Annotated in this window: 29 protein-coding genes and 1 pseudogene; 9 read left to right on the forward strand and 21 right to left on the reverse strand. The window is 63.2% G+C overall.

What is annotated here, in order from left to right; all coding sequences use genetic code 11:
* Window positions 1-37: 37 nt before the first annotated feature.
* From DWF74_RS08015 to DWF74_RS08030, 4 genes are all read right to left on the reverse strand, one after another.
* The gene (locus tag DWF74_RS08015) at window positions 38-1294 is read right to left on the reverse strand and encodes an RNA polymerase sigma factor (protein ID WP_102860645.1); all 1257 of its coding nucleotides are present in this window, start codon (window positions 1292-1294) and stop codon (window positions 38-40) included.
* Window positions 1294-1785 (reverse strand): SRPBCC family protein, encoded by a 492-nt coding sequence (locus DWF74_RS08020; RefSeq protein ID WP_115580726.1) that lies wholly within the window; start codon window positions 1783-1785, stop codon window positions 1294-1296. Before DWF74_RS08020 ends, DWF74_RS08015 begins: the two co-directional genes overlap by 1 nt.
* Window positions 1786-1811: 26 nt before the next feature.
* Window positions 1812-2156: a YciI family protein gene (locus DWF74_RS08025; protein WP_102860643.1), complete on the reverse strand. Its 345-nt coding sequence runs from the start codon at window positions 2154-2156 to the stop codon at window positions 1812-1814.
* Between the two features lie 67 nt (window positions 2157-2223).
* Window positions 2224-2658 carry a YybH family protein gene (locus DWF74_RS08030; protein ID WP_102860642.1) on the reverse strand — a complete coding sequence of 145 codons (435 nt, stop codon included), beginning with the start codon at window positions 2656-2658 and terminating at the stop codon, window positions 2224-2226.
* 183 nt (window positions 2659-2841) lie between these two features.
* Here DWF74_RS08030 and DWF74_RS08035 point away from each other — a divergent pair, with 183 nt between their 5' ends.
* Complete coding sequence (locus tag DWF74_RS08035; protein ID WP_102860641.1) at window positions 2842-3327, forward strand: GNAT family N-acetyltransferase; 486 nt, start codon at window positions 2842-2844, stop codon at window positions 3325-3327.
* Window positions 3328-3421: 94 nt separating this feature from the next.
* Here DWF74_RS08035 and DWF74_RS08040 read toward each other — a convergent pair whose 3' ends face one another.
* On the reverse strand, window positions 3422-3919 hold the full coding sequence (locus DWF74_RS08040) for a GNAT family N-acetyltransferase (RefSeq protein WP_115580727.1): 498 nt from the start codon (window positions 3917-3919) through the stop codon (window positions 3422-3424).
* A 221-nt stretch (window positions 3920-4140) separates the two neighbouring features.
* On the opposite strand from DWF74_RS08040, the gene DWF74_RS30400 reads away from it, so the two are divergent.
* Window positions 4141-4293, forward strand: coding sequence for a hypothetical protein (locus DWF74_RS30400; protein ID WP_162884081.1), 153 nt, complete (start codon window positions 4141-4143; stop codon window positions 4291-4293).
* On the opposite strand, the gene DWF74_RS08045 is transcribed toward DWF74_RS30400, so the two are convergent.
* The 9 genes from DWF74_RS08045 to DWF74_RS08080 all read right to left on the reverse strand — a co-directional run bounded on the left by DWF74_RS08045 (window position 4272) and on the right by DWF74_RS08080 (window position 13939).
* On the reverse strand, window positions 4272-4964 hold the full coding sequence (locus DWF74_RS08045) for a response regulator (protein ID WP_102860639.1): 693 nt from the start codon (window positions 4962-4964) through the stop codon (window positions 4272-4274). The genes DWF74_RS30400 and DWF74_RS08045 overlap by 22 nt on opposite strands.
* On the reverse strand, window positions 4961-7654 hold the full coding sequence (locus tag DWF74_RS08050; protein WP_102860638.1) for a sensor histidine kinase: 2694 nt from the start codon (window positions 7652-7654) through the stop codon (window positions 4961-4963). The genes DWF74_RS08045 and DWF74_RS08050 overlap by 4 nt, the downstream gene beginning before the upstream one ends.
* Window positions 7655-7714: 60 nt before the next feature.
* Window positions 7715-9787: a potassium-transporting ATPase subunit KdpB gene (kdpB, locus tag DWF74_RS08055; RefSeq protein ID WP_102860637.1), complete on the reverse strand. Its 2073-nt coding sequence runs from the start codon at window positions 9785-9787 to the stop codon at window positions 7715-7717.
* Between the two features lie 12 nt (window positions 9788-9799).
* Complete coding sequence (kdpC, locus tag DWF74_RS08060) at window positions 9800-10483, reverse strand: K(+)-transporting ATPase subunit C (RefSeq protein ID WP_115580728.1); 684 nt, start codon at window positions 10481-10483, stop codon at window positions 9800-9802.
* A 9-nt stretch (window positions 10484-10492) separates the two neighbouring features.
* Window positions 10493-12199, reverse strand: a complete 1707-nt coding sequence (gene kdpA / locus DWF74_RS08065) for a potassium-transporting ATPase subunit KdpA (protein ID WP_115580729.1) — start codon at window positions 12197-12199, stop codon at window positions 10493-10495.
* Window positions 12200-12212: 13 nt separating this feature from the next.
* Window positions 12213-12383 carry a hypothetical protein gene (locus DWF74_RS30405; RefSeq protein ID WP_162884082.1) on the reverse strand — a complete coding sequence of 57 codons (171 nt, stop codon included), beginning with the start codon at window positions 12381-12383 and terminating at the stop codon, window positions 12213-12215.
* Window positions 12367-12465 carry a K(+)-transporting ATPase subunit F gene (gene kdpF, locus DWF74_RS08070; RefSeq protein WP_016968152.1) on the reverse strand — a complete coding sequence of 33 codons (99 nt, stop codon included), beginning with the start codon at window positions 12463-12465 and terminating at the stop codon, window positions 12367-12369. Before kdpF ends, DWF74_RS30405 begins: the two co-directional genes overlap by 17 nt.
* Window positions 12466-12718: 253 nt before the next feature.
* Window positions 12719-13207: a GyrI-like domain-containing protein gene (locus DWF74_RS08075; RefSeq protein ID WP_102860634.1), complete on the reverse strand. Its 489-nt coding sequence runs from the start codon at window positions 13205-13207 to the stop codon at window positions 12719-12721.
* A gap of 69 nt (window positions 13208-13276) precedes the next feature.
* Window positions 13277-13939 carry a LysE family translocator gene (locus DWF74_RS08080; RefSeq protein ID WP_110594805.1) on the reverse strand — a complete coding sequence of 221 codons (663 nt, stop codon included), beginning with the start codon at window positions 13937-13939 and terminating at the stop codon, window positions 13277-13279.
* Between the two features lie 279 nt (window positions 13940-14218).
* On the opposite strand from DWF74_RS08080, the gene alaC reads away from it, so the two are divergent.
* On the forward strand, window positions 14219-15430 hold the full coding sequence (gene alaC / locus DWF74_RS08085) for an alanine transaminase (RefSeq protein ID WP_102880635.1): 1212 nt from the start codon (window positions 14219-14221) through the stop codon (window positions 15428-15430).
* 209 nt (window positions 15431-15639) lie between these two features.
* On the opposite strand, the gene DWF74_RS08090 is transcribed toward alaC, so the two are convergent.
* Window positions 15640-16992: a GntP family permease gene (locus tag DWF74_RS08090; protein ID WP_047305702.1), complete on the reverse strand. Its 1353-nt coding sequence runs from the start codon at window positions 16990-16992 to the stop codon at window positions 15640-15642.
* Between the two features lie 84 nt (window positions 16993-17076).
* Window positions 17077-17610 (reverse strand): gluconokinase, encoded by a 534-nt coding sequence (locus DWF74_RS08095; protein WP_102860632.1) that lies wholly within the window; start codon window positions 17608-17610, stop codon window positions 17077-17079.
* A gap of 215 nt (window positions 17611-17825) precedes the next feature.
* On the opposite strand from DWF74_RS08095, the gene DWF74_RS08100 reads away from it, so the two are divergent.
* The gene (locus DWF74_RS08100) at window positions 17826-18857 is read left to right on the forward strand and encodes a LacI family DNA-binding transcriptional regulator (protein WP_115580730.1); all 1032 of its coding nucleotides are present in this window, start codon (window positions 17826-17828) and stop codon (window positions 18855-18857) included.
* A gap of 6 nt (window positions 18858-18863) precedes the next feature.
* Here the strand turns inward: DWF74_RS08100 and DWF74_RS08105 are convergent, their stop codons facing one another.
* Window positions 18864-19484 carry a LysE family transporter gene (locus tag DWF74_RS08105; RefSeq protein ID WP_115580731.1) on the reverse strand — a complete coding sequence of 207 codons (621 nt, stop codon included), beginning with the start codon at window positions 19482-19484 and terminating at the stop codon, window positions 18864-18866.
* 66 nt (window positions 19485-19550) lie between these two features.
* Here DWF74_RS08105 and DWF74_RS08110 point away from each other — a divergent pair, with 66 nt between their 5' ends.
* Window positions 19551-20480 carry a LysR family transcriptional regulator gene (locus DWF74_RS08110; protein ID WP_115580732.1) on the forward strand — a complete coding sequence of 310 codons (930 nt, stop codon included), beginning with the start codon at window positions 19551-19553 and terminating at the stop codon, window positions 20478-20480.
* Here the strand turns inward: DWF74_RS08110 and DWF74_RS08115 are convergent.
* Window positions 20477-21394 (reverse strand): LysR family transcriptional regulator, encoded by a 918-nt coding sequence (locus DWF74_RS08115; RefSeq protein WP_102860628.1) that lies wholly within the window; start codon window positions 21392-21394, stop codon window positions 20477-20479. The two genes, DWF74_RS08110 and DWF74_RS08115, sit on opposite strands and share 4 nt — an antisense overlap.
* Before the next feature lie 123 nt (window positions 21395-21517).
* On the opposite strand from DWF74_RS08115, the gene DWF74_RS08120 reads away from it, so the two are divergent.
* The 4 genes from DWF74_RS08120 to DWF74_RS08135 all read left to right on the forward strand — a co-directional run bounded on the left by DWF74_RS08120 (window position 21518) and on the right by DWF74_RS08135 (window position 24147).
* Window positions 21518-21949 (forward strand): PACE efflux transporter, encoded by a 432-nt coding sequence (locus DWF74_RS08120; protein WP_102860627.1) that lies wholly within the window; start codon window positions 21518-21520, stop codon window positions 21947-21949.
* A 100-nt stretch (window positions 21950-22049) separates the two neighbouring features.
* On the forward strand, window positions 22050-22682 hold the full coding sequence (locus DWF74_RS08125; RefSeq protein WP_115580733.1) for a glutathione S-transferase family protein: 633 nt from the start codon (window positions 22050-22052) through the stop codon (window positions 22680-22682).
* 32 nt (window positions 22683-22714) lie between these two features.
* Entirely contained in the window at window positions 22715-23458 is a 744-nt protein-coding gene (locus DWF74_RS08130) for an NAD-dependent epimerase/dehydratase family protein (protein WP_102860625.1), read from the forward strand.
* 182 nt (window positions 23459-23640) lie between these two features.
* Window positions 23641-24147, forward strand: a complete 507-nt coding sequence (locus DWF74_RS08135; RefSeq protein ID WP_102860624.1) for a hypothetical protein — start codon at window positions 23641-23643, stop codon at window positions 24145-24147.
* Window positions 24148-24210: 63 nt separating this feature from the next.
* On the opposite strand, the gene DWF74_RS30950 is transcribed toward DWF74_RS08135, so the two are convergent.
* The 3 genes and pseudogenes from DWF74_RS30950 to DWF74_RS08145 all read right to left on the reverse strand — a co-directional run bounded on the left by DWF74_RS30950 (window position 24211) and on the right by DWF74_RS08145 (window position 26915).
* Window positions 24211-24780 carry a methyl-accepting chemotaxis protein gene (locus DWF74_RS30950; protein WP_240322057.1) on the reverse strand — a complete coding sequence of 190 codons (570 nt, stop codon included), beginning with the start codon at window positions 24778-24780 and terminating at the stop codon, window positions 24211-24213.
* Between the two features lie 18 nt (window positions 24781-24798).
* Window positions 24799-25527, reverse strand: a pseudogene (locus tag DWF74_RS30955) (PAS domain-containing protein); the annotation flags it as partial.
* A gap of 527 nt (window positions 25528-26054) precedes the next feature.
* Window positions 26055-26915, reverse strand: coding sequence for a LysR family transcriptional regulator (locus DWF74_RS08145; RefSeq protein ID WP_115580734.1), 861 nt, complete (start codon window positions 26913-26915; stop codon window positions 26055-26057).
* Window positions 26916-26966 lie beyond the last annotated feature (51 nt).

Here is a 26966-nt window from a genome sequence, read left to right on the forward strand (position 1 = left end):
CTCGGGTATCCGCCCCTGTAGAGCGCGTCCTGTAAAGCTACGCAGAGCTGGAGACCAGTTGGGCCAGGCGCGCTTCGAGAAAACGCCGTTCCGGAGCTTGCCGGGTCAGGGCCAAGGCTCTTTGGTAGGACTCCCGCGCCGCCTCGACTCGCCCCAACTGCCGGCAGAAGTCGGCACGGGCAGCGTGGATCAGGTGGTAATCCTGCAAGTCGCCGCGCTGCAGGATGGCCTCCACCTGCTCCAGGCCGGCCGCGGGGCCGTCACGCTTGGCCAGGGCCACGGCACGGTTGAGCTCGATCACCGGCGAAGGCTGCAGCCGCAGCAACACCTCATACAGGCCAACGATCTGCGGCCAATCGGTCTGTTCGGCGCTGGGAGCCTCGGCATGCACCGCGGCAATCGCCGCCTGCAGGCAATAGGCTCCGCCGCGTCCGCTGCGTAACCCGCGCTCCACCAGGGCACAACCTTCGTCCATCAAGGCCCGCTGCCACAGGGAACGGTCCTGCTCATCCAGCAGGATCAACTCGCCCGTGCTGGAGAGTCGCGCCCCACGTCGCGACTCGTGCAACAGCATCAGGGCCAGCAGGCCCAATACCTCCGCTTCCGGTAACAGCTCCAGCAGCAGGCGCCCCAGGCGTATCGCTTCACGGGTCAGGTCCTCACGGGTCAACTCGGCCCCCATGGACGCCGAATAACCTTCGTTGAACACCAGGTAGATCACTCGCAAGACACTGTCCAGGCGCTCGGGCAACTCGTCCAGCGTCGGCACCTGATAGGGAATTCCGGCGTCGCGGATCTTCGCCTTGGCCCGCACGATACGCTGGGCGATGGTGGCCGGAGAGACAAGAAAGGCCCGGGCGATTTCCTCGGTGCTCAGGTCGCAGATTTCCCGCAGGGTCAGTGGCACCTGGGCGTCTGCCGCCAGCGCCGGGTGGCAACAGGTGAAGATCAACCGCAGGCGATCGTCCTGCACGTCCTCACCCTCCCAGTCGTGCTGTTCCAGGTGCTCCAGCTGGCTGACCAGCGCCGCCTGGGAAGCGGCGAAGCGCGCCCGCCGGCGCAAGGCATCGATGGCCTTGAAGCGTCCAACGGACACCAGCCAGGCCCGAGGATTGTCCGGAACGCCGTCCTTTTGCCAACGCTCCACGGCGACAAAGAAGGCCTCGTGCAAGGCCTCTTCAGCCAGGTCGAAATCCCCCAGCAGGCGGATCAGGGTGGCGAGAATGCGCCGCGATTGCTCGCGGTAGACCCGCGCCACCAGGACCTGTAGGGCCTCACCGGATTGACCCGGCATCAGTCCGCCATGCCTTGGGTGACCAGGGCCACCAGACGCTCCAGGCTCTCTCCCCACCCCTGGTGAAATCCCATGGCTTCGTGGGCTTGCCGATCGGCTTCGCTCCAATGCATGGCACGGGCGGTGTAGAGCGTCTTGCCGTCCTGCTCCTCGAAGGTCACTTCAGCGGTCATGAACGGCTTGCCCGAAGGAATCCAGCCCGGCACATAGGCATCGGTGAACACCAGGCGCGGCGGCGCGTGGATCTCCAGAAACACCCCCATGGTCGGGTATTCGGCACCGTCCGCAGCCCGCATCAACGTGCGAAATTGACCACCGACCCACAGATCCATTTCACACTCCGGGGTGGTCATGCCGTGCGGCCCCCACCATTGCACCAGCAACGCCGGCTCGGTCCAGGCGCGAAACACCCTGGCCCGCGGCGCATCGATCAAGCGGCTGATGGACAGTTCATGCTCGGCGGCCTGGCGGCCGACTGTTGAAAAGGTCATTGGCAAACTCCTGCTTATGCTTGTTATCAGGGATTGAGTTCACGCACAGGACGCACTTCGACACTGCCGACCCGGGCCGCCGGAATGTTCCCCGCCACCTGGATCGCTTCATTCAAATCCCTGGCCTCGATCAGGTAGAAACCGGCCAGTTGCTCCTTGGTTTCGGCGAACGGACCATCGGTGATGGAAAGCTTGCCGCCACGCATGCGCACCGTGGTGGCGGTCTGTATCGATTGCAACGCCTCGGCGGCAAGCATCCGTCCGCTGCCCTGGACCGACTCGGCATAGGCCTGGCACTCGGCGTCCTTGGGGCTCTCGGGCAAGCTGTGCAACAACTGTTCATCGCTGTAGACCAGACAGAGGTATTTCATGGGTGTCTCCGGGTTCGGGCTGATCAACTATGGTTGCTGTTTTGTCCTTTGGCGAACCACCCGCTCATCAAGGTTGCAGATCGAACTGAGTGGTCCCGGTCTGCATGTCGAACGGCGCCGACCAGTGCTCATGCACCACTTGCCACTGCCCGTCGCGCAGCTCATAGGCGGCGCTCACCCGCATCCAGCAGGCCTTGGTCTGCCCTTGGGCATCCGTGCCCCCGCAATGGGCCAGCCAATGGGCGAACGCCAGTTCCTCGGCGGCCCGCACCCGCAGCTGGTGGAACTCGAAGATGCCCGGCCCCGGGCACTCCTGCATGCAGGCCTGCCAATGTTCACGGTAGGCCGCCTTGCCCGAATACTGCAGGGCGCCGACGGCGTCGAAAGAGACGATGTCATCGGCGTAAAAGCTGACGATACGCTCGATGTCCCTGGCGACCACCGCCTGCTGCCAATGGCCGATCAGGCTGCGGATCTGTGCTTCGCTGGATGGGTTGTGCATGGCAAAACTCCTCAAGAGTGGAATCAACCGGCACCGGGCAGCCCCTGCAAGAGCGCACTTGAATGCTCGGTTCACCCTTAGTCGTCTGGCCAGCCAGACAATCGACAACCTCGATAAAAAATTTTACCGCTCGGGCAAAATCGCTAGAATCCGCCCCCTTCCCTCCCCTGGACAGTCCCGCCAGTGACCACTCGTCTCGTGCCTTATGAACAGCTCGACAGCCATCAGCGTGCCCAACTGCTGAGCCTTGAAGTACGGCCTGAACAGAGAGCGTTTTCCGGGGATATCCATGGCGCGCTGTACACCCTGGGCAATGCACCGGCCGGCGCCATCAAGGGCTTTGCCCTGCTCAGCGACGAACGGCCGGTGGCGTTCCTGCTGCTCAAGCACGCGCCTTGCCTGCCAGCCTGGGCCGAGGCCGACCACGCCACCCTGCACGCCCTGCAAGTGGACCTGCCATTCCAGGGCCAGGGACTGGGCACCGCCTGCCTGCAAGCCCTGCCCGGCGCCGCGCTCCAGGAATGGCCGCAGCTCAAGGGCCTGATGCTGGCGGTGGATGCCGACAACCACGCCGCACTCCAGCTCTATCTCAAGCTGGGCTGGGTCGAGAATGGCGAAGCCTGCAAAGGCCGGATGGGTTATGAACGCAGGATGGTCCTGGCGTTTTGAGTTCAGCACTTCAACTCAAGGGCACTCCTGCTTAGCAGCCCCCTGAAAAGCCCCTACGCCGGCGCCCCTTGTGCATCAGGGGCATGCCTGGGACTTAAACCCCCCGCACCATCTCATGCCAGGCCATGCCGCCGTGGTCCGACGCCGACGCCTTGACATAGACGAAGCCAAAGCGCTCGTAGAGCGGTACATGGCGTTCCTTGCACATCAAGTGGATGCGCGCCTTGCCCAGCTCGGTCATGCGTGCAATGAAGGCTTGCAACAGTTGCCGGGACAGACCCTGGCCCTGGAAATCCGGATGCACCACCACCGACATGATCACCACTTCGGAACCGGCCGGGTCGTGGCCGATCAGTTCCTTGAAGGCTTCGTCGGCCATCTGCACCTCGAAGGTGGCACCGGAGTTGATGAAGCCGGCCACTGCCCCCTCCACCTCGGCAACGATAAAGCCCTCGGGCCAGGTAGCGATGCGGGTAGCGATCTTTTCCCGAGTCGCGGCTTCGTCGCCTTCGTAGGCCAGGGTCTCGATGGCAAAGCAGGCATCCAGGTCGGTGGGCAGGACGGTACGGATCAGCGGGGTCGAAGCAGTCATGGGCGGCAACCTGAAGACGGTGAAGGATGGCCGATTCTAGCAAGAGTGGCGTTGCCGGGAGCCTTGCGTATGCAGGGCATAGGGATAGTCGGGGCCGCCGTAAAGCTTTCATATAAACCCTGGCAAGGGCGGCGCCCAGGGATTATCTATCTGATCCCCGACGCCTCCTGGCCGGCCCCATCAAGCCGGCCCTGCCGCGTCTTGCCCACAGGACTTTCCCCATGAGCAACATCCAGATCGGCCTTCTTGTGCTGTTCAGCATCACCGCCTTCGGCTGCATCACCTTGTACATCGATTTTGTACATGAGCGGCGTCGCGGCAAAAAAGCCCTGAGCGGCGCCACCAGGCAGGATCAGAGCCCCACCAGGCGATAACCCACCTGCAACTCGGTGATCAGGTGCTGGGGCTGAGCCGGATCAGCCTCCAGCTTCTGCCGCAGATGGGCCATGTGCACCCGCAAGTAATGGGCGCGGTCGACATAGTCCAGGCCCCAGACCTCCAGCAGCAGTTGGCGATGGGTCAGGACCCGGCTCTGGCCGCGGATCAGGGCGCAGAGCAGACGGTATTCGATGGGAGTCAGGTGCACCAACTGCCCTTCGCGGCGCACCTCATGGGTGGCCAGGTCGACCTCGATGGCACCGAAGGCCACCTTGCTGGTGGCCGCCACCGCGCCGCTCTGGCCGTGGCGCCGCAGTTGCGCACGAATGCGCGCCAGCAACTCCGGCACACCGAAGGGTTTGACCAGATAATCATCAGCGCCGGCATCCAGGGCGGCGACTTTCTCGTCTTCGCGGTCCCTGGCCGACAGCACCAGGATCGGCACCGCCAGCCAGCCGCGCAGCTCGCTGATCAATTGCTTGCCGTCGCCATCCGGCAGGCCCAGGTCGACGATCACCAGATCCGGCTGGCGGCTGGCGGCATGGATCAGGGCGCGCTTGACGCTGTCGGCCTCGAACACCTGGAAACCTTCGTCCTCCAGGGCAATGCCGACAAAACGCCGGATGTTGGCTTCGTCCTCGACAATCAGGATGCGTGGGTTGCTCATAGGGCTTCCATGGATGGCGGTTGTCCCGCCGGCAAGGTGATGACAAAACTCAGCCCGGCGTCGGCGTGAGGCTGGGCCTCGATACGCCCGCCATGGGCTTCGACAATCCGTTTGGCCAGGGCCAGCCCCAGGCCGATCCCGGCCACCGCGGACTCCTGCTGGCCACGGCTGAAGGCCTCGAACAGGCTGTCCGGGGAACTGCCCTTGGGACAGCCGGGGCCGGAGTCGCTGACCTGCAGGATGATCTGCTGGTCCACCTGGCGGGCCGTGATCTGCACCAGGGTGCCGGCAGGGGTGTACTTGGCGGCGTTGTCCAGCAGGTTCACCAGCACCCGTTCCAGCAGCAGCGCATCCACCTCCACCAGGGGCAGATGGGGCGCCATGGTCACCCGCAGTTCATGTCTGGCCAGGGGCTCGCGCAACTGGCGCAGGGCGCTGCCGACAATCTCCTCCAGGGAATTCCACTGACGCTTGAGGCGCACCCCGCGCTCCTGCATGCGCGCCATATCCAACAGGTTCTCGATCAGGCGCTGCATCGACGTGGCTTGATCATGGATGCCATGCAACAGCTCGGGCAGCGGGCCACTGGGGGCATGGGGCAACGCGGCATCGGCGGCCCCGATGATGGTGGTCAGCGGAGTGCGCAAGTCATGGGAAATAGCGGCGAGCAAAGTGTTGCGCATGCGCTCGCCTTCCATCTGCACCACGGTGCTCTGCGCCACTTCGACGTAATGCACCCGCTCCAGGGCGATTGCCAGTTGGCTCATGCAGGCCTCCAGCAGGCGCTGCTCCTCGGGTTCGTTGAGGCGTTCGGCGTCCGTCAGCTCCAACACCAGCACCCCACGCACGCGCATCGGTGCCTTGAGCGGCAGGTAGCAGCCCTTGGCCGCCGCCAGGGTGTCGGTGCCGCTGCCTGCCGGCTGGTCGTGGTCATAGGCCCACTGGGCAATGCTTTCATCGACCGCCAGGGTATTGGCATTCAAGGCTCGCACGCGATTGTCCGCATCCGGCAGCGCCAATCCGACCCGGGCCTCGAACACCCCGCTGAAGGTGCGCAGGGCCACGGCGCAGATCTGCTCCTCGGTCAGTGCCGCCGACAACTCCCGAGCCAGCCCGGCCAGGGAGGTGGCGCGACGTTCGCCTTCGGCGGCGGTGCGGGCCTGGTGGCGCAGCCGCGCGGTGAGCTGGCCGGTGATCAGGGCAATGCCAAGCATCAAGGCGAAGGTGAAGAAATACTGGGTGTCGTTGACGGTGAACGACAACACCGGCTGAACGAAGAAGAAGTCGAAACACAGCACCGCCAGCATGGCCGCCCAGACACCCGGCCCCCGCCCGAAACGCAAGGCCACCAGAACCACAGTGAGCAGGAACAACATCACCACGTTGGCCGGGTCGAACACCTTCAGCAGCAGCGCCGCCACTGCAGTGGCGGCAAAACAGGCCAGGCTGGCCCACAGATAGGCCGGCGCTCGACTCGGCGACAATCCGGCCTCTGGCTTGTCCGCAGCGGCCGGGCGCCGGCTCAAGGGCCCGTTGGCGATCACGATCTGATCGATTTCCGGATGCTGGCGGCTGATGCGATCACTCACCGACTGATGCCAGAACTGCCAGACCTTGCGCGGGTAATGGCCCAGCACCAGGCGATTGGCATTGTGCTCACGGGCACAGGCCACCAGCGCCTCGGCCACGTCCAGGCCTGGCAGGGTCGCGGTCTCGGCGCCGAACTCGGCGGCCAGGGCCAGGGTCTTCATCGCTGCTGCATAACGGCTGGCACCGTGGCCACGACGTTGCGCCGAGGCCACGTGCACGACGATCCAGTCGGCTTCGAGTTTCTGCGCCAGGCGCGCGGCCTCGCGCACCAGGCGTTCGTCCGCCGGGTCGCCGGCGATCCCCACCAGCAAGCGCTCCCGGGCCGGCCACAGGGCATTGATCGAGCGCTCGCGGCGATAGTCGCGCATTTGCGCATCGACCCGGTCGGCGGTACGGCGCAGGGTCAGCTCGCGCAGGGCCAACAGGTTGCCCTTGCGGAAAAAATTGCGTGAAGCGCGCTCGGCCTGGGGCCCCATGTAGACCTTGCCGTCCTTGAGTCGACGCAGCAGGTCGTCCGGTGGCAGGTCGATCACCAGCACTTCGTGGGCCTCATCGAACAGGTGATCAGGCACCGTCTCGCGCACGCGGATGCCGATGATGCCGCTGACGATGTCGTTGAGGCTTTCCAGGTGCTGGACGTTGAGGGTGGTCCAGACATCGATCCCGGCCCGCAGCAGTTCTTCCACATCCTGCCAGCGTTTGGGATGCCGGGAACCGGGGACGTTGCTGTGGGCCAACTCGTCCACCAGCAACACCGAGGGACGTCGCGCCAGGGCCGCGTCCAGGTCGAATTCGGGCAAGGCATAGTCGCGGTGCATCAGGCTGTGACGCTCCAGCACCTCCAGGCCTTGCAGCAGCTCGGCGGTTTCCCGCCGGCCGTGGGTTTCCACCACCCCGGCCACCACGTCGCGACCCAGGGCCACTTCGTTGCGGGCGGCGGTGAGCATGGCGCAGGTCTTGCCGACCCCGGCGTTGGAACCGAAATAGATCCGCAGCTTGCCGCGCTGGGCGGCTTGTTCGTCCTGTTGCAGCTTTTCCAGCAGCGCATCGGGATCGGGGCGCCCGTCGCGGGGCGCAGGACTTGCATCAAGCACAGTCATGAGCTTCCTTAAATGAACAATGCGGCGCCCCCAGGGAGCGCCGCATTGCCTGTCCTTGCGTCAAACCAGGCCAAGCCCGGCCAGCAGCATGTCAATCAGCTTGATCCCGGCAAAGGGTACCAGCACCCCGCCCAGTCCGTAGATCAGCAGGTTGCGGTTAAGCAAGGCCGCCGCGCCGATGGACCGATACTTCACCCCCTTGAGCGCCAGGGGGATGAGGAACACGATGATCAGCGCGTTGAAGATCACCGCACTGAGAATCGCCGAGTTCGGGCTGGTCAATTGCATCACGTTCAACGCGCCCAACTGCGGGTAAGTGGCGACGAACGCGGCCGGTACGATAGCAAAATACTTGGCCACGTCGTTGGCCACGCTGAAGGTGGTCAGGGCGCCGCGGGTCATGAGCATCTGCTTGCCGACTTCCACCACTTCGATCAGCTTGGTCGGGTTGCTGTCCAGGTCGACCATGTTGCCGGCTTCCTTTGCCGCCTGGGTGCCGCTGTTCATCGCCACCGCAACGTCGGCCTGGGCCAGGGCCGGGGCGTCGTTGGTGCCGTCGCCGGTCATGGCCACCAGCTTGCCCTTGGCCTGGTAGTCGCGGATCAGTTGCAGCTTGTCCTCGGGACGGGCCTCGGCGAGGAAGTCATCGACCCCGGCCTCCACGGCAATCGCCGCCGCGGTCAGGCGGTTGTCGCCGGTGATCATCACGGTCTTGATGCCCATGCGCCGCAGTTCGGCAAAGCGCTCCTTCATCCCGCCCTTGACCACGTCCTTGAGTTCCACCACGCCCAGGGCCTGGGCGCCGTCGCTGACCACCAGCGGCGTACTGCCGCGCCGCGAGACTTCATCCACCTTGGCCTGCAAGGCCGGCGGGAAGCTGCCCCCCAGGGCTTCGATGTGCCGGCGAATGGCATCGGCCGCGCCCTTGCGGATGCTGCGCCCCTCCGGCAGGTCGACGCCGCTCATGCGGGTCTGCGCGCTGAACTGCACGAAGCTGGCGCCCAGGGCCTCGATGTCGCGGCCACGGATGTCGAACTTCTGCTTGGCCAGCACCACGATGCTGCGGCCTTCCGGGGTTTCGTCCGCCAGGGAAGCCAGTTGCGCGGCGTCCGCCAGTTCGCTGTCCTTGATTCCCGGGGCCGGCAGGAAGGCGCTGGCCTGACGGTTGCCCAGGGTGATGGTGCCGGTCTTGTCCAGCAGCAGCACGTCGACGTCACCAGCGGCTTCCACAGCGCGCCCGGAAGTGGCGATGACATTGGCCGACATCATCCGGCTCATGCCTGCCACGCCGATGGCCGAGAGCAGGCCGCCGATGGTGGTGGGGATCAGGCACACCAGCAACGCCACCATCACCGTGGCGCTGATCACGCTGCCGGTGCCGCTCATGGCCACGGCGAAGATCGAGTACGGGCTCAGGGTCACGATCACCAGCAGGAACAGCAGGGTCAGCCCCACCAGGAGAATGGTCAGGGCCACCTCGTTGGGGGTTTTCTGGCGCTTGGCCGATTCCACCATGGAGATCATGCGGTCCAGGAACGACTCGCCGGGGTTGACGCTGATGCGCACCACCAGCCAGTCGGACAGCACCTTGGTGCCGCCGGTGACCGAGGAAAAGTCGCCCCCGGCCTCGCGGATCACCGGCGCCGACTCACCGGTGATGGCGCTCTCGTCCACCGTGGCCACGCCTTCGATGACCTCGCCATCCAGCGGCACCAGGTCGCCGGCTTCGATCAGCACCACCATGTCCTTGCGCAGCTCGCTGGCGGCCATCGGCAGCCAGGCGGCGCCATGCCTGGGCTGCTGCAACAGCTTGGCCAGGGTCTGGCGCTTCATGCCCTTGAGGCTCGCAGCCTGGGCCCGGCTGCGGCCCTCGGCCAGGGCCTCGGCGAAGTTGGCGAACAGCACGGTGAACCAAAGCCACAGGGTGATGCTGAGGATGAAGCCGCTGGAGGCCTCGCCTTCACCGCCCAGGGACTGGAACCACAGCAAAGTGGTGAGAATGCTGCCCAGATAGACCACGAACATCACCGGGTTCTTCCACTGCGCCTGTGGCAGCAGCTTCTTCACCGCATCCAGGCACGCCGTGAACAGCAGCCCACGGTCGAACAACGCTATACGAGGGTTATTACTCATGATCGGTATCTCTTACTCACTGACCGCAAGGGGCGAGGCATGCACGGGTGCCAGGGCATCCAGCGCGAGATTGAGTTGCAGCACATTGACCCGGGGCTCGCCCAGCAGGCCGAAGGTGCGGCTTTCGCTGTGGTCCTGCAGCAGCGCCCGCAGCTCGGCCAGCGGCAGGTTGCGCAGGCGGGCCACCCGGTTCAATTGCAGCTGGGCGTTGGCCAGGGAGATGTGCGGGTCCAGGCCGGAAGCCGAAGCGGTCACCGCGTCCACCGGTACCGGCATGTCCGCCGCCAGGCCGTTGAGCTGGCGATAGGCGCTGACCCGCGCCGCCACGCTGTCCATCAGTTTCTGGTTGGTGGGGCCCAGGTTGCTGGCACCACTGGCCCCGGCGTTGTAGGGCTGGGGCACGCTCTTGCTCGGGTCCAGCGGATCGCTGCCCAGGGTCATGCTCGGGCGGCCCTGGAAATACTCCGGGCGACTGAAGGACTGACCGATCAGTGCCGAGCCCACCACCACCCCGTCACGCTGCACCAGGCTGCCCTGGGCCTGAAACGGGAACAGCAGGTTGGCCAGCACGGTGGTCGCCAACGGATAGGCCAGCCCGGTCAGCAGCATGAAGAACACCGCCGCCACCAGCACCGGGCGCAACAGGCCCTTGAACAGCACCGCAGTGGTGCCTTGGGTTTGCATTTGCGTCGTCATCACAACCCCTTACTTGTAAGTCTGGCCGGCCAGCAACTGCAGTTGCTCCACCAGCGGGCCGAGCGCGAGGGCCGGCAGGAAAGTCAGGCCACCAACCACCAGCACCACGAACACCACCAGGAACATGAACAGCGGCGTGGCAGTGGGAATGGTGCCGGCACCGGCCGGGATGTTCTTTTTCGCCGCCAGCGAACCGGCCACGGCCAGCATCGGCAGCATGGTGAAGAAACGTCCCATGAGCATCGCCAGACCGATGGTGGTGTTGAAGAACGGCGTGTTGGCATTGAGCCCGGCAAACGCCGAACCGTTGTTGGCGGTACCCGAGGCGTAGGCGTAGAGCACTTCGCTGAAACCATGGGGGCCAAGGTTGTTGAGGCTGTTCAAGGTGTCCGGCCACAACGCTGCCAGGGCGGTGAAACCGAGGATGCAGATCGGGTGCGCAAGCACCGAGAGCATCACCAGCTTGATCTCCCGGGCCTCGATCTTCTTGCCGAGGAATTCCGGGCTGCGGCCGATCATCATGCCCACCAGGAACACCGTCAGCAGGGCGTACTGGATCAGGTTGATAAAGCCCACGCCGTCACCGCCGAACACGCAGTTGAGCATCATCTGCGCCAGGGGCACGAAGCCGCCCATGGGGGTCAGCGAGTCGTGCATGGCGTTCACCGAACCGGTGGTGGCGCCGGTGGTGGTGGTGACGAACAGCGCGGTGTCGGCGATGCCGAAGCGCAGTTCCTTGCCTTCCATGTTGCCGCCACTCTGGGTTGCCGACAGTTGCTGGTCGGCACCGACCTGGGTCAGCAGCGGATTACCGCCCTGCTCCGCGGTGAAGACAATGGCCAGGAAGCCGACGAACATCACCAGGAAGGTGCCGAAGAACACCCAGCCCTGACGCCGCCGCAGCAGCATGCTGCCGAAGGTGTAGGTCAGCGCCGAAGGGATCAGCAACATGCTGAGGATGTGCAGCACGTTGGTCAGCGGAGTCGGGTTCTCGAACGGGTGGGCGGCGTTCATGCTGAAGAAGCCGCCACCGTTGGTGCCGATGTGCTTGATCGACTCGAAGCTGGCCACGGCGCCGACGATCAGCTGCTGCTGGGCGCCTTCCAAGGTGGTGGCCAGGGCCTGGGAGTTGAGGGTCTGGGGCATGCCCTGCCAGACATAGACCAGGGCCATGACCAGGCACAAAGGCAGCATCACCCGGTACAGGGTGCGGGTGAAGTCGACCCAGTAGTTGCCGATATCGGCGGAGCTGGAACGGCTCAGGCCACGAATGAAACCGGCCGCTGCCACCACACCGGCGGTGGAGCCGACAAACATCAGGAAGGTGATCACCGCCATCTGGCTGAAGTTCGACAGGCTGCTTTCACCTGAGTACGCCTGCCAGTTGGTGTTGGTGATAAAGGACGCGGCGGTGTTGAACGCCAGGTCCGGGGTCTGCGCCGCCAACCCCAGGGGGTTGAGGGGCATGACGGTTTGCAGGCGCAGCACCAGGTAGCCCAGGAGCATCATCGCTGCGTTGGACAGCAACAGCGCCGAGCCATAGCGCGCCCAGCCCATGGTTTCGCCGGGGTCGATCCCCAGCAGGCGGTAGGTGGCCCGCTCGGGCAAGGCGTGGCCGCGGCCGCTGAAGACCCGGGCCAGCCATTTGCCCATGAGTACGGCGAGCCCGGTCATTACCCCGAGGATCACCGCGTATTCCAGCACAGTACTCAACATGTCGATGCTCCGTTCAAATCTTGCCCATGGCGACGATGACCAGGGCCGTCAGTACAAAGAACCCCAGGGACAGGCCCACGAAGATCAGGTCGTACATGGCTGGTTTCCTTTCTCGAGAATGCCCGGACGGGCGAATGAAAATGCCGGGGTAGCGTTGGGTGCGGTCATCAGAATTTCTCGGCACGGATCAGCGCGTAACCCAGGTAGACAAACAGCAGCACGGCGCAAAAACCGCTGGCGCCGTAGATGAATTCCAGTGTCAGCAAGGCTTTTCCCCTTAATCCATTGAGGCGGCGCCGCAACCGCAGACAGCGGCCCGGGGCGCAACCGGTCAGGCACCCGGCAACAGGCACCGGCAGGGAGTCGGGAACGAGCCGTCCGCCGCTCTCCTCTGCGCCACGCAGGTTAGGTGAGGGCGTATCAAGGTCGGACACTGATTGCGGGGGGCGGTATTAAGACGGCGTATAGATTGCGGCCAAGGCCGGGGGAATCGGGGGCCGGCCAGCGCCCCCGAGGGGATCATTCACTTTTCAGCGGTAGCCAGACCTCCACCACGCCGCTGCCGGTATCGGGGTTGAAGTCGGCGCTGTAGCGCTCGAATTCCGGGGCATCGGCCGCCTCGCGACCGGACTGGGGCAGCCAGGTCTTCCAGATGTAGTTGAAGGTCTGTGGCAGTTCCTGCAAGGAGCCACCGTGCTCGAACACCGCATAGTTCTGCGGCTGCACCTCGATCCAGCGATAGCGCTCGGGCAAATCGTCGAGCTTGCTGATCTCGACCCCGGCCAGGTATTCGAAGCCACCCTGGCCATCGGGGTTGCAACAGATGCCGTAGGTCACCTCATCCACTTGCCCCGGCACCTTGCCGATGTGGGGGATGAAGCGCTGCCAGAGCTGCCCGATGTCCTGGCTGGCGCCAGGGGTAAACCGCTCGCTGAAGCCGGCGATCAGCAGAAAACGCTCTCTTTCGAAGCGCGGTTCTGGACCTGCGCCCTGTTTTTGCTCATCCATGAATGCCACTCCTGCCGCAGAAAAGATGGGTACGCCAGCAAGTATAGAAGCCAATCGCCAGGGCCAGGATCAGAGCGCCGGAAGGTCGACCACCCCAGCGCCGACGATGAACTCCTGATAACCGGATAGGATCACGTACACCGCGAAATAGCAGAAGATCGCCGCAGATGCCAGGTAGGAGTAGCGCAACAGCTTGTCGCCCAGCAACTTGCCGCCCTGGGTCGCGGCCAGGCACAGGCCCATGGTCCAGACCAGCCCGGCGCAAAAGAAGCCGGCCAGGAACAACCCGGAGTCGGCAATCGTGCCGCCACCGGATCGGGCAATCAGGGTGCCCCCCACGGCGGCAAACCAGAGGATCGCGCTGGGGGAAGACATGGCCAGGAAGATCCCGCGCAGGAACTCCTTGCGCGGCGAACCGCGGTCCGCCTCCCCCGCCGTGGCCAGCAGCGCACTGTGATGAATGGCGGCGTAGATCATCTTCGCCGCGAAATACACCAGCAGCGCCGAACCGCCGATCCACAGCACCCAACGCACAGTTTCGTACTGCAACAGTACGGTCATCCCGGCCAGGGCCAACAGCGCGTAGATCAGGTCACCCACGCAAGTTCCGAGGCCCAGGCAGAAGCCCTGGAAATAGCCGCGCTGCATGGCCAGGGTGATCATCGCGATATTGGCCACGCCGATGTCCAGGCACAGCGAAAGGCTCAGCAAAAAGCCGCTGGTAAACTCCATCATTCATCCCGTCTGACGCTGTTGTTCGAAGAGCTGCCGAGCGGCATCAGATCCGCCCGAACGGATCAGGCACAGGCCGGGCGCCGTCCTTGCAGGCAAAAAGCGTGCACGTTATAGCGGCAAACCCGCCAGCCGGGCAAACCGCCGGCAGCGCAAAAATAATTTTCCGCTGCTCTGGACAAGCCGGCGCCAGCGCCTTTATCGTCTGCCCCCGCAGGCCACCGCAGTGGCCAACGTCGCTCGGACGGTTCCGGGCGCTTACGTCTTTTCGAGGCAACAATGGCCGAACAAGGTTCGCCGCGCCGCTTTGCGCGCATCGATCGTCTCCCCCCTTACGTTTTCAATATCACTGCCGAGCTGAAGATGGCTGCGCGTCGGCGCGGCGAAGACATCATCGACTTGAGCATGGGCAACCCCGACGGCGCGACTCCGCCGCACATCGTCGAAAAACTGGTGACCGTTGCCCAGCGTGAGGACACCCACGGCTACTCCACCTCCAAAGGCATTCCACGGCTGCGCCGGGCGATTTCCCGCTGGTACAAGGATCGCTACGAGGTCGATATCGACCCGGAAAGCGAAGCCATCGTCACCATCGGTTCCAAGGAAGGCCTGGCGCACCTGATGCTGGCCACCCTGGACCAGGGCGACACGGTGCTGGTGCCCAACCCCAGCTACCCGATCCACATCTACGGCGCGGTGATCGCCGGCGCCCAGGTGCGCTCGGTGCCACTGGTGCCCGGCGTGGACTTCTTTGCCGAGCTGGAGCGGGCCATTCGCGGTTCGATCCCCAAGCCGAAGATGATGATCCTGGGCTTCCCCTCCAACCCCACCGCGCAGTGCGTGGAGCTGGATTTCTTCGAGCGGGTGATCGCCCTGGCCAAGCAGTACGACGTGCTGGTGATCCACGACCTGGCCTACGCCGACATCGTCTACGACGGCTGGAAAGCCCCGTCGATCATGCAGGTGCCCGGGGCCAAGGACATCGCGGTGGAGTTCTTCACCCTGTCCAAGAGCTACAACATGGCCGGCTGGCGCATCGGCTTCATGGTCGGCAACCCGGAGCTGGTCAACGCCCTGGCGCGAATCAAGAGCTACCACGACTACGGCACCTTCACCCCGCTGCAAGTGGCCGCGATTGCCGCCCTGGAAGGCGACCAGCAGTGCGTGAAAGACATTGCCGAGCAATACCGGCAACGGCGCAATGTGCTGGTCAAGGGCCTGCATGAGCTGGGCTGGATGGTGGAGAACCCCAAGGCCTCGATGTACGTCTGGGCCAAGATTCCCGAAGCCTATGCGCACCTGGGCTCCCTGGAATTCGCCAAGAAGCTGCTGGCCGAGGCCAAGGTCTGCGTGTCGCCCGGGGTGGGTTTCGGTGAGTACGGCGACGATCACGTGCGCTTCGCCCTGATCGAGAACCAGGACCGGATTCGCCAGGCGGTGCGCGGCATTCGCGGGATGTTCCGCGCCGACGCCCTGGTGCAGAAAAGCTGAGACTCCTTCAGCCACAAAAAAACCGCAGCGATGCGGTTTTTTTGTGCCTGTACTGTAGCCGCTGCCGCAGACTGCGAACGAGTGCGTAGCACTCGCGGCGATTCAGATGCCTATCAAGGGCTGACGTTAGATCACCGGGCAAGGCCCTTCGGGCCTTTGCCCAGCCTCGCCCCAGGCTCGACAGCAGCTACAGGGGTCAGCCCCGCCGTTTAAACCACCAACGACAACAACAGGATGAAGATCAGGCCCACCACCGAGAGGATGGTTTCCATCGCCGTCCAGGTCTTGAAGGTCTCGGCCACGGTCATGTTGAAGTACTGCTTGACCAGCCAGAAGCCCGCGTCGTTGACGTGAGACAGGATCAAGGAGCCGGCACCGGTGGCCAGCACCAGCAGTTCGCGGTTGACCCCGGGGATCATCCCCACCACCGGCACCACGATGCCCGCGCCGGTGATGGTGGCCACGGTGGCCGAACCGGTTGCGATACGAATCACCGCCGCCACCAGCCAGGCCAGGAGGATTGGCGAGATCTGCGCATTGACCGCCATGTGGCCGATCACATCACCCACGCCGCTGGTCACCAGCATCTGCTTGAAACCACCGCCGGCACCAATGATCAGGATGATCGCCGCGGTAGGCGCCAGGCTGGCGTCGAGCAAACCGAGGATCTGCTTGGAGCCAATGCCCTGCTTGTAGCCAAAGGTGTAGAGCGACAGCAGCAGGGCCAGCAGCAAGGCACTGATCGGGTGGCCGATCATGTCCATCCAGATGCGGAAGAAGTGCCCGTCCGGCAACGCCACGTCGGCGAAGGTCTTGAGCAGCATCAGGAACACCGGCAGCAGCACAGTCAGCAAGGTCACGCTGAAGCTGGGCAGGTTCTGCGAGGTGTTTTCACGGGCCAGCTGGTCCACCAGCTCCTGGGACGGGTGACCCGGGATGTATTTGGCGATGAAGGTGCCGTAGATCGGACCGGCAATGATGGCCGTCGGCAGAGCAACGATCAGGCCGTAGAGAATGGTCTTGCCAATGTCGGCACCAAACACCCCGATGGCCAGCAGCGGCCCCGGATGCGGCGGCACCAGGCCGTGCACCGCCGACAGGCCAGCCAGCAGTGGAATGCCGATCTTGATCAGCGACACCCCGGTGCGCCGGGCGACGATGAACACCAGCGGGATCAGCAGCACGAAGCCGATCTCGAAGAACAGCGGGATGCCCACCAGGAACGCAGCGAACATCATCGCCCACTGCACCCGCTCCTTGCCGAACGAACGGATCAGGGTCTGGGCAATCTGATCGGCGCCGCCGGACTCGGCCATCATTTTTCCGAGCATGGTGCCCAGGGCCAGGATGATGCCGACAAAACCGAGCACGCCACCAAAACCGTCCTGGAACGCCTTGATGATCTTGTCTACCGGCATGCCCGAGGTCAGGCCGAGGAACCCCGCGGCAATGGTCAGAGCAATAAAGGGATGCAGCTTGAATCGGGTGATCAAGACGATCAGGCCGATGATAGTGACCACTGCATCAACCAGCAGATAGGTCTCTTGGGACATGCCAAACATGGGATTGCCTCCGGTTTGTTGTTTTTATTTAAGCGTTAAAAACAAGGGCCGAGTGGGATAGCGCTACCTATTTCGAGCCAGCACTTAATGTGAAGGTTCAAGGCCATGCTCCAGCCACCATTGGTTGGCCAGTTCGGCCAGGCGCTGGACGCTCAGGGTGCTGGCATCCAGGGCCAGGGTGAGCGGCTCCCCCACGGGGGATTCGAGGGTGGCGAACTGACTGTCGATCAGGGTCGAAGGCATGAAATGCCCTGGCCGGTGTGCCACGCGATCGGCGGCCACTGCCGGTGTCAGTTCGAGGAAGATAAAGCCCAGGCCGGGGGTCGCTGCGCGCAGGCGTTCACGGTATTTGCGCTTCAAGGCCGAGCAGGTCAGTACCGGACGCTGACCGGCGGCCAGGGTCCGACGCAATTCATCGCAGAGGCTGTCGAGCCAGCCGGCACGGTCGTCGTCGTCGAGGGGAATGCCGGCGCTCATCTTGGCGATATTGGCGGCAGGGTGGAACGTATCGCCTTCAATGGCCGTGGCGCCGCTGCGTTGGCACAGCGCCTGGCTGACGCTGGATTTGCCACAGCCGGCAACACCCATGATGACCAGGGCGGTAATAGATTGACTCATGTAACACCTCAGCGCGCAGACAGCGCTACCTTCGCTAGTTCTAGTTCTAGTACAAAAACAGTGTCTGCCGACGCCTTCTTGTCATTTTTGTGGGTTGCCGCGTATATAGTCCGCCAAACCAAAGAGCGAGGGTCAGGCACACCTCGCTCACGCATTGCAGCTGTTTCAGGACAGCGCTACCTTAGTGACTTGAATTTTGTTTGGCAAGCCGTCTGATGACCCCTCATAAAAACGATAAAAGCTCCCGTACCACGGGGCGCCCTACCCTCAACGAAGTGGCGCGACTGGCCGGTGTCAGTCCGATCACCGCCTCTCGGGCCCTGCGCGGCGTCAGCAGCGTGGCCACCGAGCTGGTGGAAAAGGTGCAGAAGGCCGCGCAGGAGCTGAACTACGTGGTCAACTCCGCCGCCCGTGCCCTGGCCTCGGCCCAGAGCCAGTCGGTGGTGGTGCTGGTGCCGTCGCTGTCCAACCTGCTGTTCATCGAAACCCTGGAAGCCATTCATCAGGTCCTGCGGCCCAAGGGCTTCGAAGTGCTGATCGGCAACTACCACTACTCCCGGGACGAAGAAGAAAACCTGCTGCGCAACTACATGACCTACCAGCCCCGGGGTCTGTTGCTGACCGGTTTTGACCGTACCGAAAGCGCCCGGCGGATGATCGAGGCCAACAACATCCCCTGCGTCTACATGATGGACCTGGACCCCGGCGCCGGGCTCAACTGCGTGGGTTTCTCCCAGTTGAACGCGGGCGAGACCGCCGCCCGGCACCTGATTTCCCGTGGGCGCAAGCATCTGGCCTACATCGGTGCACAACTGGATCAACGCACTCTGCTACGGGGCGAAGGTTTCCGTCGTGCCCTGCAAGAGGCCGGGCTGTACAACCCCGATCTGGAACTGCTGACCCCACGCCCATCCTCCGTGGGCCTGGGCGGCGAACTGTTCCTGCAACTGATGCAGAGCCAGCCGCAAGTCGACGCCATCTTCTTCGGCAACGACGACCTGGCCCAGGGCGCACTGCTGGAAGCCATGCGCTGCGGGATCAAGGTTCCGGAGCAAGTGGCGGTGCTGGGTTTCAACGACCTGCCCTCCTCGGAACACATGGTGCCGCGCCTGAGCAGTATCAGCACCCCAAGGGAAGCCATCGGCCGCCGTGCAGCCGAGCAGATGCTGACCCTGCTGGCCGGCAACAGCGTGGCCGAGCCCGTAGTGGACATGGGCTTCGAGCTGCGGGTGCGGGAAAGCACCTGAGGTGTTTCAGGGCTGCAGGCTCAGCACGCTGAGCAGCAGCCCGAACCCCACCAGCACCACACCAAATACCTGATCGATACGGCGCTTGTACCCCTGCAGTCGACTGGCAATCGCCGGTGCCGAGAAAAACAGCGCCACCGCCACGAACCACAACACGTGAGCCAGGACAATGATCCCCCCGTAGCCGATCTGCACCGGCAATGCCGTGCCCGGCCGGATCACCTGCATAAACAGGCTGAGAACGAAAATCATCGTCTTGGGGTTCAGCGCATTGGTCAGAAAGCCGCTGCGCAGAGCCGCCCATGACGAAGTCTCGACATTCGCCGCCGCCTCCTCGTACGGCCCCTGGTCCGAACCGCGCAACAGCTTGATCCCCAGATAGATCAGATAAAGCGCCCCGGCAATCTTCAGCCCGGTGAACCACAGCAGCGACTGCTGCAACAGCACCCCCACCCCCAGCAGGCTGTAGCCGATATGCAGCATGACCCCGAGCCCGATACCCAGGGCAGTGAACACACCGTGGCGGCGCGAGAGCATCAGGCTATTGCGCGTTACCAAGGCAAAATCGGCTCCGGGGCTGAGTACAGCAAGAATGGTAATGGTGATTACGACTAACAGTTCAGTCACGTTACATACGCCTTGGATATAGAATCAGGCGCTACTGTATGGGGATCGGCACGGGGACAGCCAACGATGAAAACTGACACTCTCAGTGATAAAAACTCACAGACATTGCGCCGACGCCTGCCGCCCCTCGGCGCCTTGCGCTGCTTCGAAGCAGCGGCACGCCTGGAAAGCTTCACCCAGGCCGGCGCCGCCCTGCACCTGACCCACGGCGCCATCAGCCGCGCCGTGCGCGCCCTGGAAGAGGACCTGGGCACGGCGCTGTTCGAACGCCGCAGCCACCGGGTATTTCTGACGCCGGCCGGAGCCGAACTGCTGCACAGCGTAACCCAGGCCCTGGACCTGATCGAGAACACCGCCAGCCGCCTGCGGGCACCGGACCCCGAGGCGCCGCTGGTGCTGTCCTGTGAACCGACCCTGCTGATGCGCTGGCTGATTCCACGCCTGCCGGCGTTCCAGGCCGCTCACCCGGAAATATCGATCCAGTTGCTGGCCGGCGGCGGGCCTTTCTCGTTCAACGCCGGCATCGACCTGGCGATCCGCCGCAACGATTTCGCCTGGAGCGATGAAACTCAGGCCCACTGGCTGTTCGACGAAGCCATTGGCCCCGTGTGCCGGCCGGACAAACAGGCTGACTGGACCCCTTCGCCAGACGGCCAGCCGACCCTGGCGGAACACGCCCCGCGCTTGCACAGTGCTACCCGGCCGCAAGCCTGGGAGCACTGGCTGCAACAGCAGCAGCTGCCCGCCTCCCTGGCTCTACAGGAGCAAGTCTTCGAGCATTTCTACTTCAGCCTGCAAGCGGCGGTGGCGGGACTCGGGCTGGCCATCGCCCCCCGGCAACTGGTGCGCGATGATCTGGCTGGAGGATTGCTTTGCGCCCCTTTCGGCTTCATCGCCGACGGCAGCGCCTATTACCTGTTGTCCGCCCAGGCGATCAGCGACGCTTCGGCGGCCGGTCATTTGCTGCGCTGGTTGCGTGAACAGGCCCTGGGCTAAACCCCGGGGGCGGGCAGCGGCCCCAGCGCCGGATCTTCGCCACTGAGCAACTGCACCAGGGCCAGGGCGCCCTTCTGCAGTGGCCGGTTCTTCAGCCACACCGCATGCACCGGCAACGACAAGCCGTTGTCGAGGTTCTTGAACTTCAGCCTCTGCAAGCGCCCTGCCACCAGCAGCGGCTGGATCACCGACAAGGGGAAATTGCCCCAGCCGATGCCGGCTTCCACCATGTGCAGGGCCATGGCCAGGCTGTCGGTGCGCCACAACGACTCGCCCACCAAGGGCCGCGTATCGCTGATGGGCAAGTCGCGGCTGGCCACCACGACCTGGCGGAACCGGATCAGCTCCTCCAGGTACAACGAGCCATCGCTGGCCACAAACACCGGATGTCGCGGCGAGATACAGGCAATCACCCGCTCACTGCCGATGTACTGGAAATACTCCAGGGCATTCACGCTCAAGCCGGCAAAGGCCACGCCCACACTCACTCGCCCACTGTGCAGCAGTTGCAGCACATCATCCTGGGGGGCACTGAGCACCTCCACCTCCAGCAGCGGATAGCGCTCGGCAATCAGCTTGATGGCGGCCAGCACTCGCTGCTTGTCGATGTCATCCACCACGGCAATCGACAGCTTGCTCTCCAGGCCCAGGGACAGCTCGATGGCGTGCACCTGCAACTGCTTGAGCTGGTCGGCGATCAACCGCGCATGGGGCGCCAGGGACAGGGCCAGGGGCGTCGGCACCGGCTCGCGATGGCGGCGATCGAACAGGGCGTAACCCAGTTCAGCCTCAAGGTTGGCAATGCCCATGCTGACCGCCGAGGGCACCTTGCCCAGGAAGCGGGCCGCCGCAGAAAAGGAACCGCGCTCGAGCACGGCGAGAAACAACTGGATGCTGTCACTGGAGAAATTCATGGAGGGCAACCTATCAATAAAACTGAAAGCTTCCGACTTTTTCTGTCACCACTATTGAAGCTACCTTTCGCGCCCTGCGCCAGTCCAGCTCTGGCCATTGCCATTCAATACCGAGGAATTTCCATGCAAGGCGTGAAACGCAAACTGGTCTACGTATCCCTGTTCGAGGTGTTCGGCATGACGTTCTCGGCCCTCGGCCTGGCCCTGCTGTCCGGCACGTCCCCCAGCAGCACCGGGCCGCTGGCCGTGGTCATCACCAGCATCGCGGTGACCTGGAACTTCATCTACACCACGCTGTTCGAGCGCTGGGAAAGCCGTCAGCCCTCGCGCACCCGCACCGTCAAGCGGCGCATCGCCCATGCCGTGGGCTTCCAGTTGACCCTGATCGTGTTCCTGATCCCGCTCATCGCCTGGTGGATGAACATCAGCCTGGTGCAGGCCTTCCTCCTGGACCTGGCGCTGATCCTGTTCATCCCCTGCTACACCTTCGCCTTCAACTGGCTGTTCGACCGGGTCTTCGGTCTGCCGGCTTCGGCCCTGCCCGATCCGGCCTGAAGCTGGGCAAAACACCCCTGGAGGCAATTTGACCGTCGCCGAGAACCTGGCTCGCTGATAGATTCCCATCGCCAACCTGTGCCACGAACAAGGAAACGTCATGGGAACCCCCTGCAGAATTCTCGGTAAAGCCTCGTCCATCAACGTCAGGAAAGTCTTGTGGACCTGTGAAGAACTGGACCTTTCCTACCAGCAGGAAGATTGGGGCAGCGGCTTCCAGTCGACCCACAGTCCCGAATTTCTCGCCCTCAACCCCAACGCCCAGGTCCCGGTGCTGATCGATGATGCCGGTGCCCTGTGGGAGTCCAACAGCATCTGCCGCTACCTGGCCAACCTGCACCCCAGCAGCGGCCTGCTGCCCATCGCCCCGCGAGCCCGGGCGCTGGTGGAACAGTGGATGGACTGGCAGGCCACCGAACTCAATCCGGCCTGGAGCTACGCCTTCATGGGCCTGGTGCGCCAGCATCCGGATTGCCAGGACAGCCAGCGCATCGGCGCCAGCCTGCTGGCCTGGAACGGCAAGATGGCGATCCTTGAACGGCAGCTTGAGAGCACCGGGAACTATGTGCTCGGTGAAGACTTCAGCCTGGCGGATATCGTCCTTGGCCTCTCGGTCAATCGCTGGAAGATGACCCCGATGGAACACCCGGACTTCCCCGCCGTGGCCGCCTACTACGAACGCCTCAGCCTGCGTCCGGGCTTTGTGCTGCATGGACGTAACGGCACGCCCTAGCCTGCCCCTTCTCAGCCCACCGGAGATTCGACATGGATGGACTCAACGTACTACTGACCGGCGCCTGCGGCAGGATCGGCAAAGTGTTTTTCCAGGGCTCCCAGGAGCGCCATCGCTTCACCCTCACCGACCGCGTCGAACCGGACTTCGACATCCCGGCGCCCCACCGTTTTGTGCGCCTGGACCTTGATGACCCGCAAGCCATCAGCCGCCTGCTGCCGGGGATCGACGTCATCGTGCACCTGGCCGGCATCCCCCACGCCACTGCCGGCTTCGACGAACTGCTGCCCAACAACATCCTCGCCACCACCTACCTGTTCGAGGCCGCAGTGAACGCCGGTTGCCGGCGCCTGGTGTTCGCCAGCAGCGCCCAGACCATCGAAGGCTACCCGGTGGACCGGCAGATCACCCCGGGCATGCCGGTGATGCCAGCCAACCTGTACGGTGTGAGCAAATGCTATGGCGAAGCCCTGTGTGCCTTTTATGCAGCCCGGCGCGGGCTGTCCTGCATCGCCCTGCGCATCGGGGCATTCGAGGACCCGCAACACCACGAACTGACCACCACCCGCGACCTGAGCGCCTGGCTCAGCCCTCGGGACGCTGTGCAACTGCTGCAGCGAGCGGTCGAAACCCCTGGGGTGCAGTTCCTGATCGGCCATGGCATATCCAACAACCGCTTCAAGCGCCTGGATCTCAGCGAAACCACCAAGGTCCTGGGGTACGAGCCTGTGGACGATGCCTTCCAGGAGCATTTCGGCATTCCCATCACTTACTGAGACGCTGATCGCCGCCCCTCGGCAAACAGGCGGGCGGCAATTGCCAGGAAGCGGCAAGACTTGTCCGCTTACTGGCCACCCGCCGAGAACAATTGCCCTAACCTCTTGATATTCAATGACTAAAGTATCGGCATGGAACTTGCTAAAACTTCAGCCTAGTTCTCTCACACAGGTTCCCGATCATGTTGGTCAACGCCCAGAAATCCGTTTCGGTGCAGCCCACCTCGCGCACCGATATGGACCCGACCACCGCTGCCGCCAGCGCGCTGTACAGCGGCATGCTGCAGCAGGCCCAGAACTCCGTGACCGTGCCGACGTCCCAGTCCAGCCTGCAAGGCAATACCGTGGACGACAACGTCAATGCAGCGTTCGCCAAGACCCGTGTCCTGCTCCAGGCCACGCCGCCCGCCACCAGCACGCCACAGGCCACCAGCGCCACGGAAACCGGTGCCCTGAGCGAGTTCAAGGACTACATGAGCAAGACGCCCGAACAGCGCCTGCGCGACAGCATCCTCAAGGATATGGGGCTGACCGAAGAAGACCTGAGGAACCTGCCACCTGAACGGCAACTGACGATCAATCAGGAAATCGCCCAGCGCCTGCAAGACAAGATGCAGTTGGCCAAGGAAGAGAAAGAGGCCAAGAACAGCGCCAAGCCGATCGACGAGAAGTTCCTCGCTGCGTTGTAACAGCGCCAACAAAAAGGGCTCCCTGCACGGGAACCCTTTTTTGTATCCGAAGGAAAACCGCGGCTACAGCTGCAAGGTCGAGTTGAACTGGCTGATGGCATCCACCACATGCCTTGAGCCCTGCTGAATCTCCAGGATCACCTCCCCCGCCTCATTGGCCAGCTCGACCCCCAGTCCGGTACGACTCAGGCTCGACTGCATGCTGGTGACCGCGCTCATGGACAGGTCGTGGTTCTTGCGCACCACCTCGACGATCTCCACCGTCGCCTGGCTGGTGCGTGCCGCCAGGCTGCGTACCTCGTCCGCCACCACCGCGAACCCCCGTCCATGCTCGCCGGCCCGGGCCGCCTCGATGGCCGCATTGAGCGCCAGCAGGTTGGTCTGGTCGGCAATCCCGCGAATGGTCTGGACTATGCTGCCGATGATCTCCGATTGTTTGCTGACCGCATCAATGCTGCGGGCGGCTTCGTTCAGGTCGTGGGAAATCTGCTGAATGATCTCCACCGTCTGTTGCACCACCTCCGAGCCTTTCTGGGCGCAGGCATCATTCTGCACCGAGGTACTGTGGGCCGATTCGGCGGCAGATTGCAGGGTGGTCACTTGCTGGGTGATATCGCTGGCGAACTTGACCACCTTGTACAAGCGCCCCTTGGTGTCGAACAGCGGGTTGTAGGAAGCCTCGAGGAACACGGTCTGGCCGTACTTGTTTTCCCGCTCGAAACGGTGGGAATGGTATTCACCACGGTTCAACGAGGCCCAGAACTGCTTGTACTCGGCAGACTCGGCTTCAGAGCGATGACAGAACATGCTGTGGTGCTGACCGAGTATTTCATTCAGGGAGTACTGCATGGTCTTGAGGAAGTTGTCGTTGGCGGCAACTATCTTGCCATCGGGGGTGAATTCGATGATTGCCATGGAGCGGCCAATGGCGTTCAACAGACTCTGGTTTTCATGTTCCAGATGGATGCGCTCGGAGATGTCCGAAGCCACCTTGATCACACTCTTGACCTGACGCTCGGCATCGAACACCGGCATGTAGCTGGCTTCGAGCCAGATCTCCTGGCCGCGCTTGTTCAGCCGCAGGAAGGTGCCGCTGACAGGTTCACCCCGGGCCAGATCACGCCACAACTTGGCGTACTCCTCACTGCGGTAGAACGCTTCCTCGCAGAAGATCCGGTGATGCTTGCCGCGTATCTCTTCCGCGGAATAGCCCATTGCCTTGCAAAAGTTTTCGTTGGCGTCGAGCACGATGCCATCGGGAGAGAACTCGATCATCGCCATGGAATGGCTGATCGCCGCCAACTTGGCATTGGCCTCGGTCAACGCACAATTAAAGCGCTCGATCTCCAGAAGGTCTGCCTTGTGATGTAGGTTAAACATAGTTGTATCACCTTCAACGCTGTCTTTTGATTGACGGAAGTTTCTAGTCTTTCAACTGATCCACCACAACGTTCCATTAACAGGGCAAGCGCCTCTCTCCATATGAGAAAGGAAGTGTCAGGTGACAAATGATGTTTAATCGGAGAGTCCATGTTGCAACGCTCTTATCAAGCCATCCTTTTCTTGAGGACCCGCTGTCGGGTCGGACCTAACAAAGAAAAGAAATTCCATCTAATTAATTACTCCTGATCCTGCGGTGCCTCTAAATGCGCACTCTCGTCTTTATTCATGAAGTCAATTTCGTGCCCGGATGAACATTCCACAAACAGCCGTTATAAGGCTGAAACATCACGAGACAGTGGTTCAAAAAGCGACCGATACGCTTTTTCAAAATTAAGCATAGACAGACGCCGACTCTATGCAAGGTCACCAGTCATTCTGTTTTCACAACTTTTAAATGCCTCTCAAGCCTTCGCGAAAAGTCTCAATCAAGGCATAAACATGACTCGCCAGGAACCGCCCGCCGACTAGGCCCGAGCGAGCATCTGCACAAAGGCCTGAACCAGTCCGTTCGACTCCCGCCCCGGCGCCGCCACCAGGGCGAACTGGCGCTCGATCGCGCAACTCAGAGGCAGCACCCGCAATCCCTGGCGCTGTTCAGGCAAGGTGCTCTCGGGCACCAGGGTCACCCCCAAACGTTCACGCACCAGGCTGAATGCGCTCTTCCACTCGCGCACTTCGATCCGCACATCCGCCAACGACACTCCAGCTTCAATCGCCAGGCTGCGGGCATTCACCGAGCAACCGCCAGTGGCCAGGACAAAAGGCTGCGCCAGCAAGACTTCAAGCTCGATGGTCGGGGCCTGCCAGGGGTGATCCTGAGGCAGCACGGCCACCCACGAATCGACACCCAGCAACCACGAACGACGCTCGGGAGGCGGATTCAGTACCACTCCCAGATCCACCAGTTGCGCCTCCAGCAGGGCTTCGACCTCATCATCGCTGACCTCCAGCTGCACCACCTCAATCCCCGGGTGCAGTTGCTTGAAACGTCGCAGCACCGGTGGCAGGAAGCTCGCCAGGACCATGGGAAAGCCCGCCAGGCGCAAACTGCCCTGGAGGATGCCTCGGGCCGTGTCCACTTGCCGGCGAACCTGGGCCAGGGCTCCGAGCATCACCCGCGCCTGCTCCAGCACCTGTAGACCGATTGCCGTGGGCAAAGCCTGGCGGCTTTCCCGGATGAACAGTTGCACGCCCAGCATGTCTTCCATCTGGGCCAAGGCCTGACTGGCCCCGGACTGGGTCATGCCCACCTGTTCGGCGGCCCGGGTGATGGTGCCGCACTCGGCGATTGCCACCAGCAAGCGCCAATGCATCAGGTTCATCATGGCAGTAGCTATCCTTATGGCCATTTTCTGAAAGATTAATTTTACCCATGC

The sequence above is a fragment of the Pseudomonas protegens genome (assembly GCF_003363755.1).
Classification (GTDB): domain Bacteria; phylum Pseudomonadota; class Gammaproteobacteria; order Pseudomonadales; family Pseudomonadaceae; genus Aquipseudomonas; species Aquipseudomonas danubii.

Coding starts and splice junctions, on each gene's coding strand:
- DWF74_RS08015 (WP_102860645.1), bottom strand. CDS start 1,294: ATGCCGGGTCAATCCGGTGAGGCCCTACAGGTCCTGGTGGCGCGGGTC.
- DWF74_RS08020 (WP_115580726.1), bottom strand. CDS start 1,785: ATGACCTTTTCAACAGTCGGCCGCCAGGCCGCCGAGCATGAACTGTCC.
- DWF74_RS08025 (WP_102860643.1), bottom strand. CDS start 2,156: ATGAAATACCTCTGTCTGGTCTACAGCGATGAACAGTTGTTGCACAGC.
- DWF74_RS08030 (WP_102860642.1), bottom strand. CDS start 2,658: ATGCACAACCCATCCAGCGAAGCACAGATCCGCAGCCTGATCGGCCAT.
- DWF74_RS08040 (WP_115580727.1), bottom strand. CDS start 3,919: ATGACTGCTTCGACCCCGCTGATCCGTACCGTCCTGCCCACCGACCTG.
- DWF74_RS30400 (WP_162884081.1), top strand. CDS start 4,141: ATGAGCAACATCCAGATCGGCCTTCTTGTGCTGTTCAGCATCACCGCC.
- DWF74_RS08045 (WP_102860639.1), bottom strand. CDS start 4,964: ATGAGCAACCCACGCATCCTGATTGTCGAGGACGAAGCCAACATCCGG.
- DWF74_RS08050 (WP_102860638.1), bottom strand. CDS start 7,654: ATGACTGTGCTTGATGCAAGTCCTGCGCCCCGCGACGGGCGCCCCGAT.
- kdpB (WP_102860637.1), bottom strand. CDS start 9,787: ATGAGTAATAACCCTCGTATAGCGTTGTTCGACCGTGGGCTGCTGTTC.
- kdpC (WP_115580728.1), bottom strand. CDS start 10,483: ATGACGACGCAAATGCAAACCCAAGGCACCACTGCGGTGCTGTTCAAG.
- kdpA (WP_115580729.1), bottom strand. CDS start 12,199: ATGTTGAGTACTGTGCTGGAATACGCGGTGATCCTCGGGGTAATGACC.
- DWF74_RS08075 (WP_102860634.1), bottom strand. CDS start 13,207: ATGGATGAGCAAAAACAGGGCGCAGGTCCAGAACCGCGCTTCGAAAGA.
- DWF74_RS08080 (WP_110594805.1), bottom strand. CDS start 13,939: ATGGAGTTTACCAGCGGCTTTTTGCTGAGCCTTTCGCTGTGCCTGGAC.
- alaC (WP_102880635.1), top strand. CDS start 14,219: ATGGCCGAACAAGGTTCGCCGCGCCGCTTTGCGCGCATCGATCGTCTC.
- DWF74_RS08090 (WP_047305702.1), bottom strand. CDS start 16,992: ATGTTTGGCATGTCCCAAGAGACCTATCTGCTGGTTGATGCAGTGGTC.
- DWF74_RS08095 (WP_102860632.1), bottom strand. CDS start 17,610: ATGAGTCAATCTATTACCGCCCTGGTCATCATGGGTGTTGCCGGCTGT.
- DWF74_RS08100 (WP_115580730.1), top strand. CDS start 17,826: ATGACCCCTCATAAAAACGATAAAAGCTCCCGTACCACGGGGCGCCCT.
- DWF74_RS08110 (WP_115580732.1), top strand. CDS start 19,551: ATGAAAACTGACACTCTCAGTGATAAAAACTCACAGACATTGCGCCGA.
- DWF74_RS08115 (WP_102860628.1), bottom strand. CDS start 21,394: ATGAATTTCTCCAGTGACAGCATCCAGTTGTTTCTCGCCGTGCTCGAG.
- DWF74_RS08120 (WP_102860627.1), top strand. CDS start 21,518: ATGCAAGGCGTGAAACGCAAACTGGTCTACGTATCCCTGTTCGAGGTG.
- DWF74_RS08125 (WP_115580733.1), top strand. CDS start 22,050: ATGGGAACCCCCTGCAGAATTCTCGGTAAAGCCTCGTCCATCAACGTC.
- DWF74_RS08130 (WP_102860625.1), top strand. CDS start 22,715: ATGGATGGACTCAACGTACTACTGACCGGCGCCTGCGGCAGGATCGGC.
- DWF74_RS08135 (WP_102860624.1), top strand. CDS start 23,641: ATGTTGGTCAACGCCCAGAAATCCGTTTCGGTGCAGCCCACCTCGCGC.
- DWF74_RS08145 (WP_115580734.1), bottom strand. CDS start 26,915: ATGATGAACCTGATGCATTGGCGCTTGCTGGTGGCAATCGCCGAGTGC.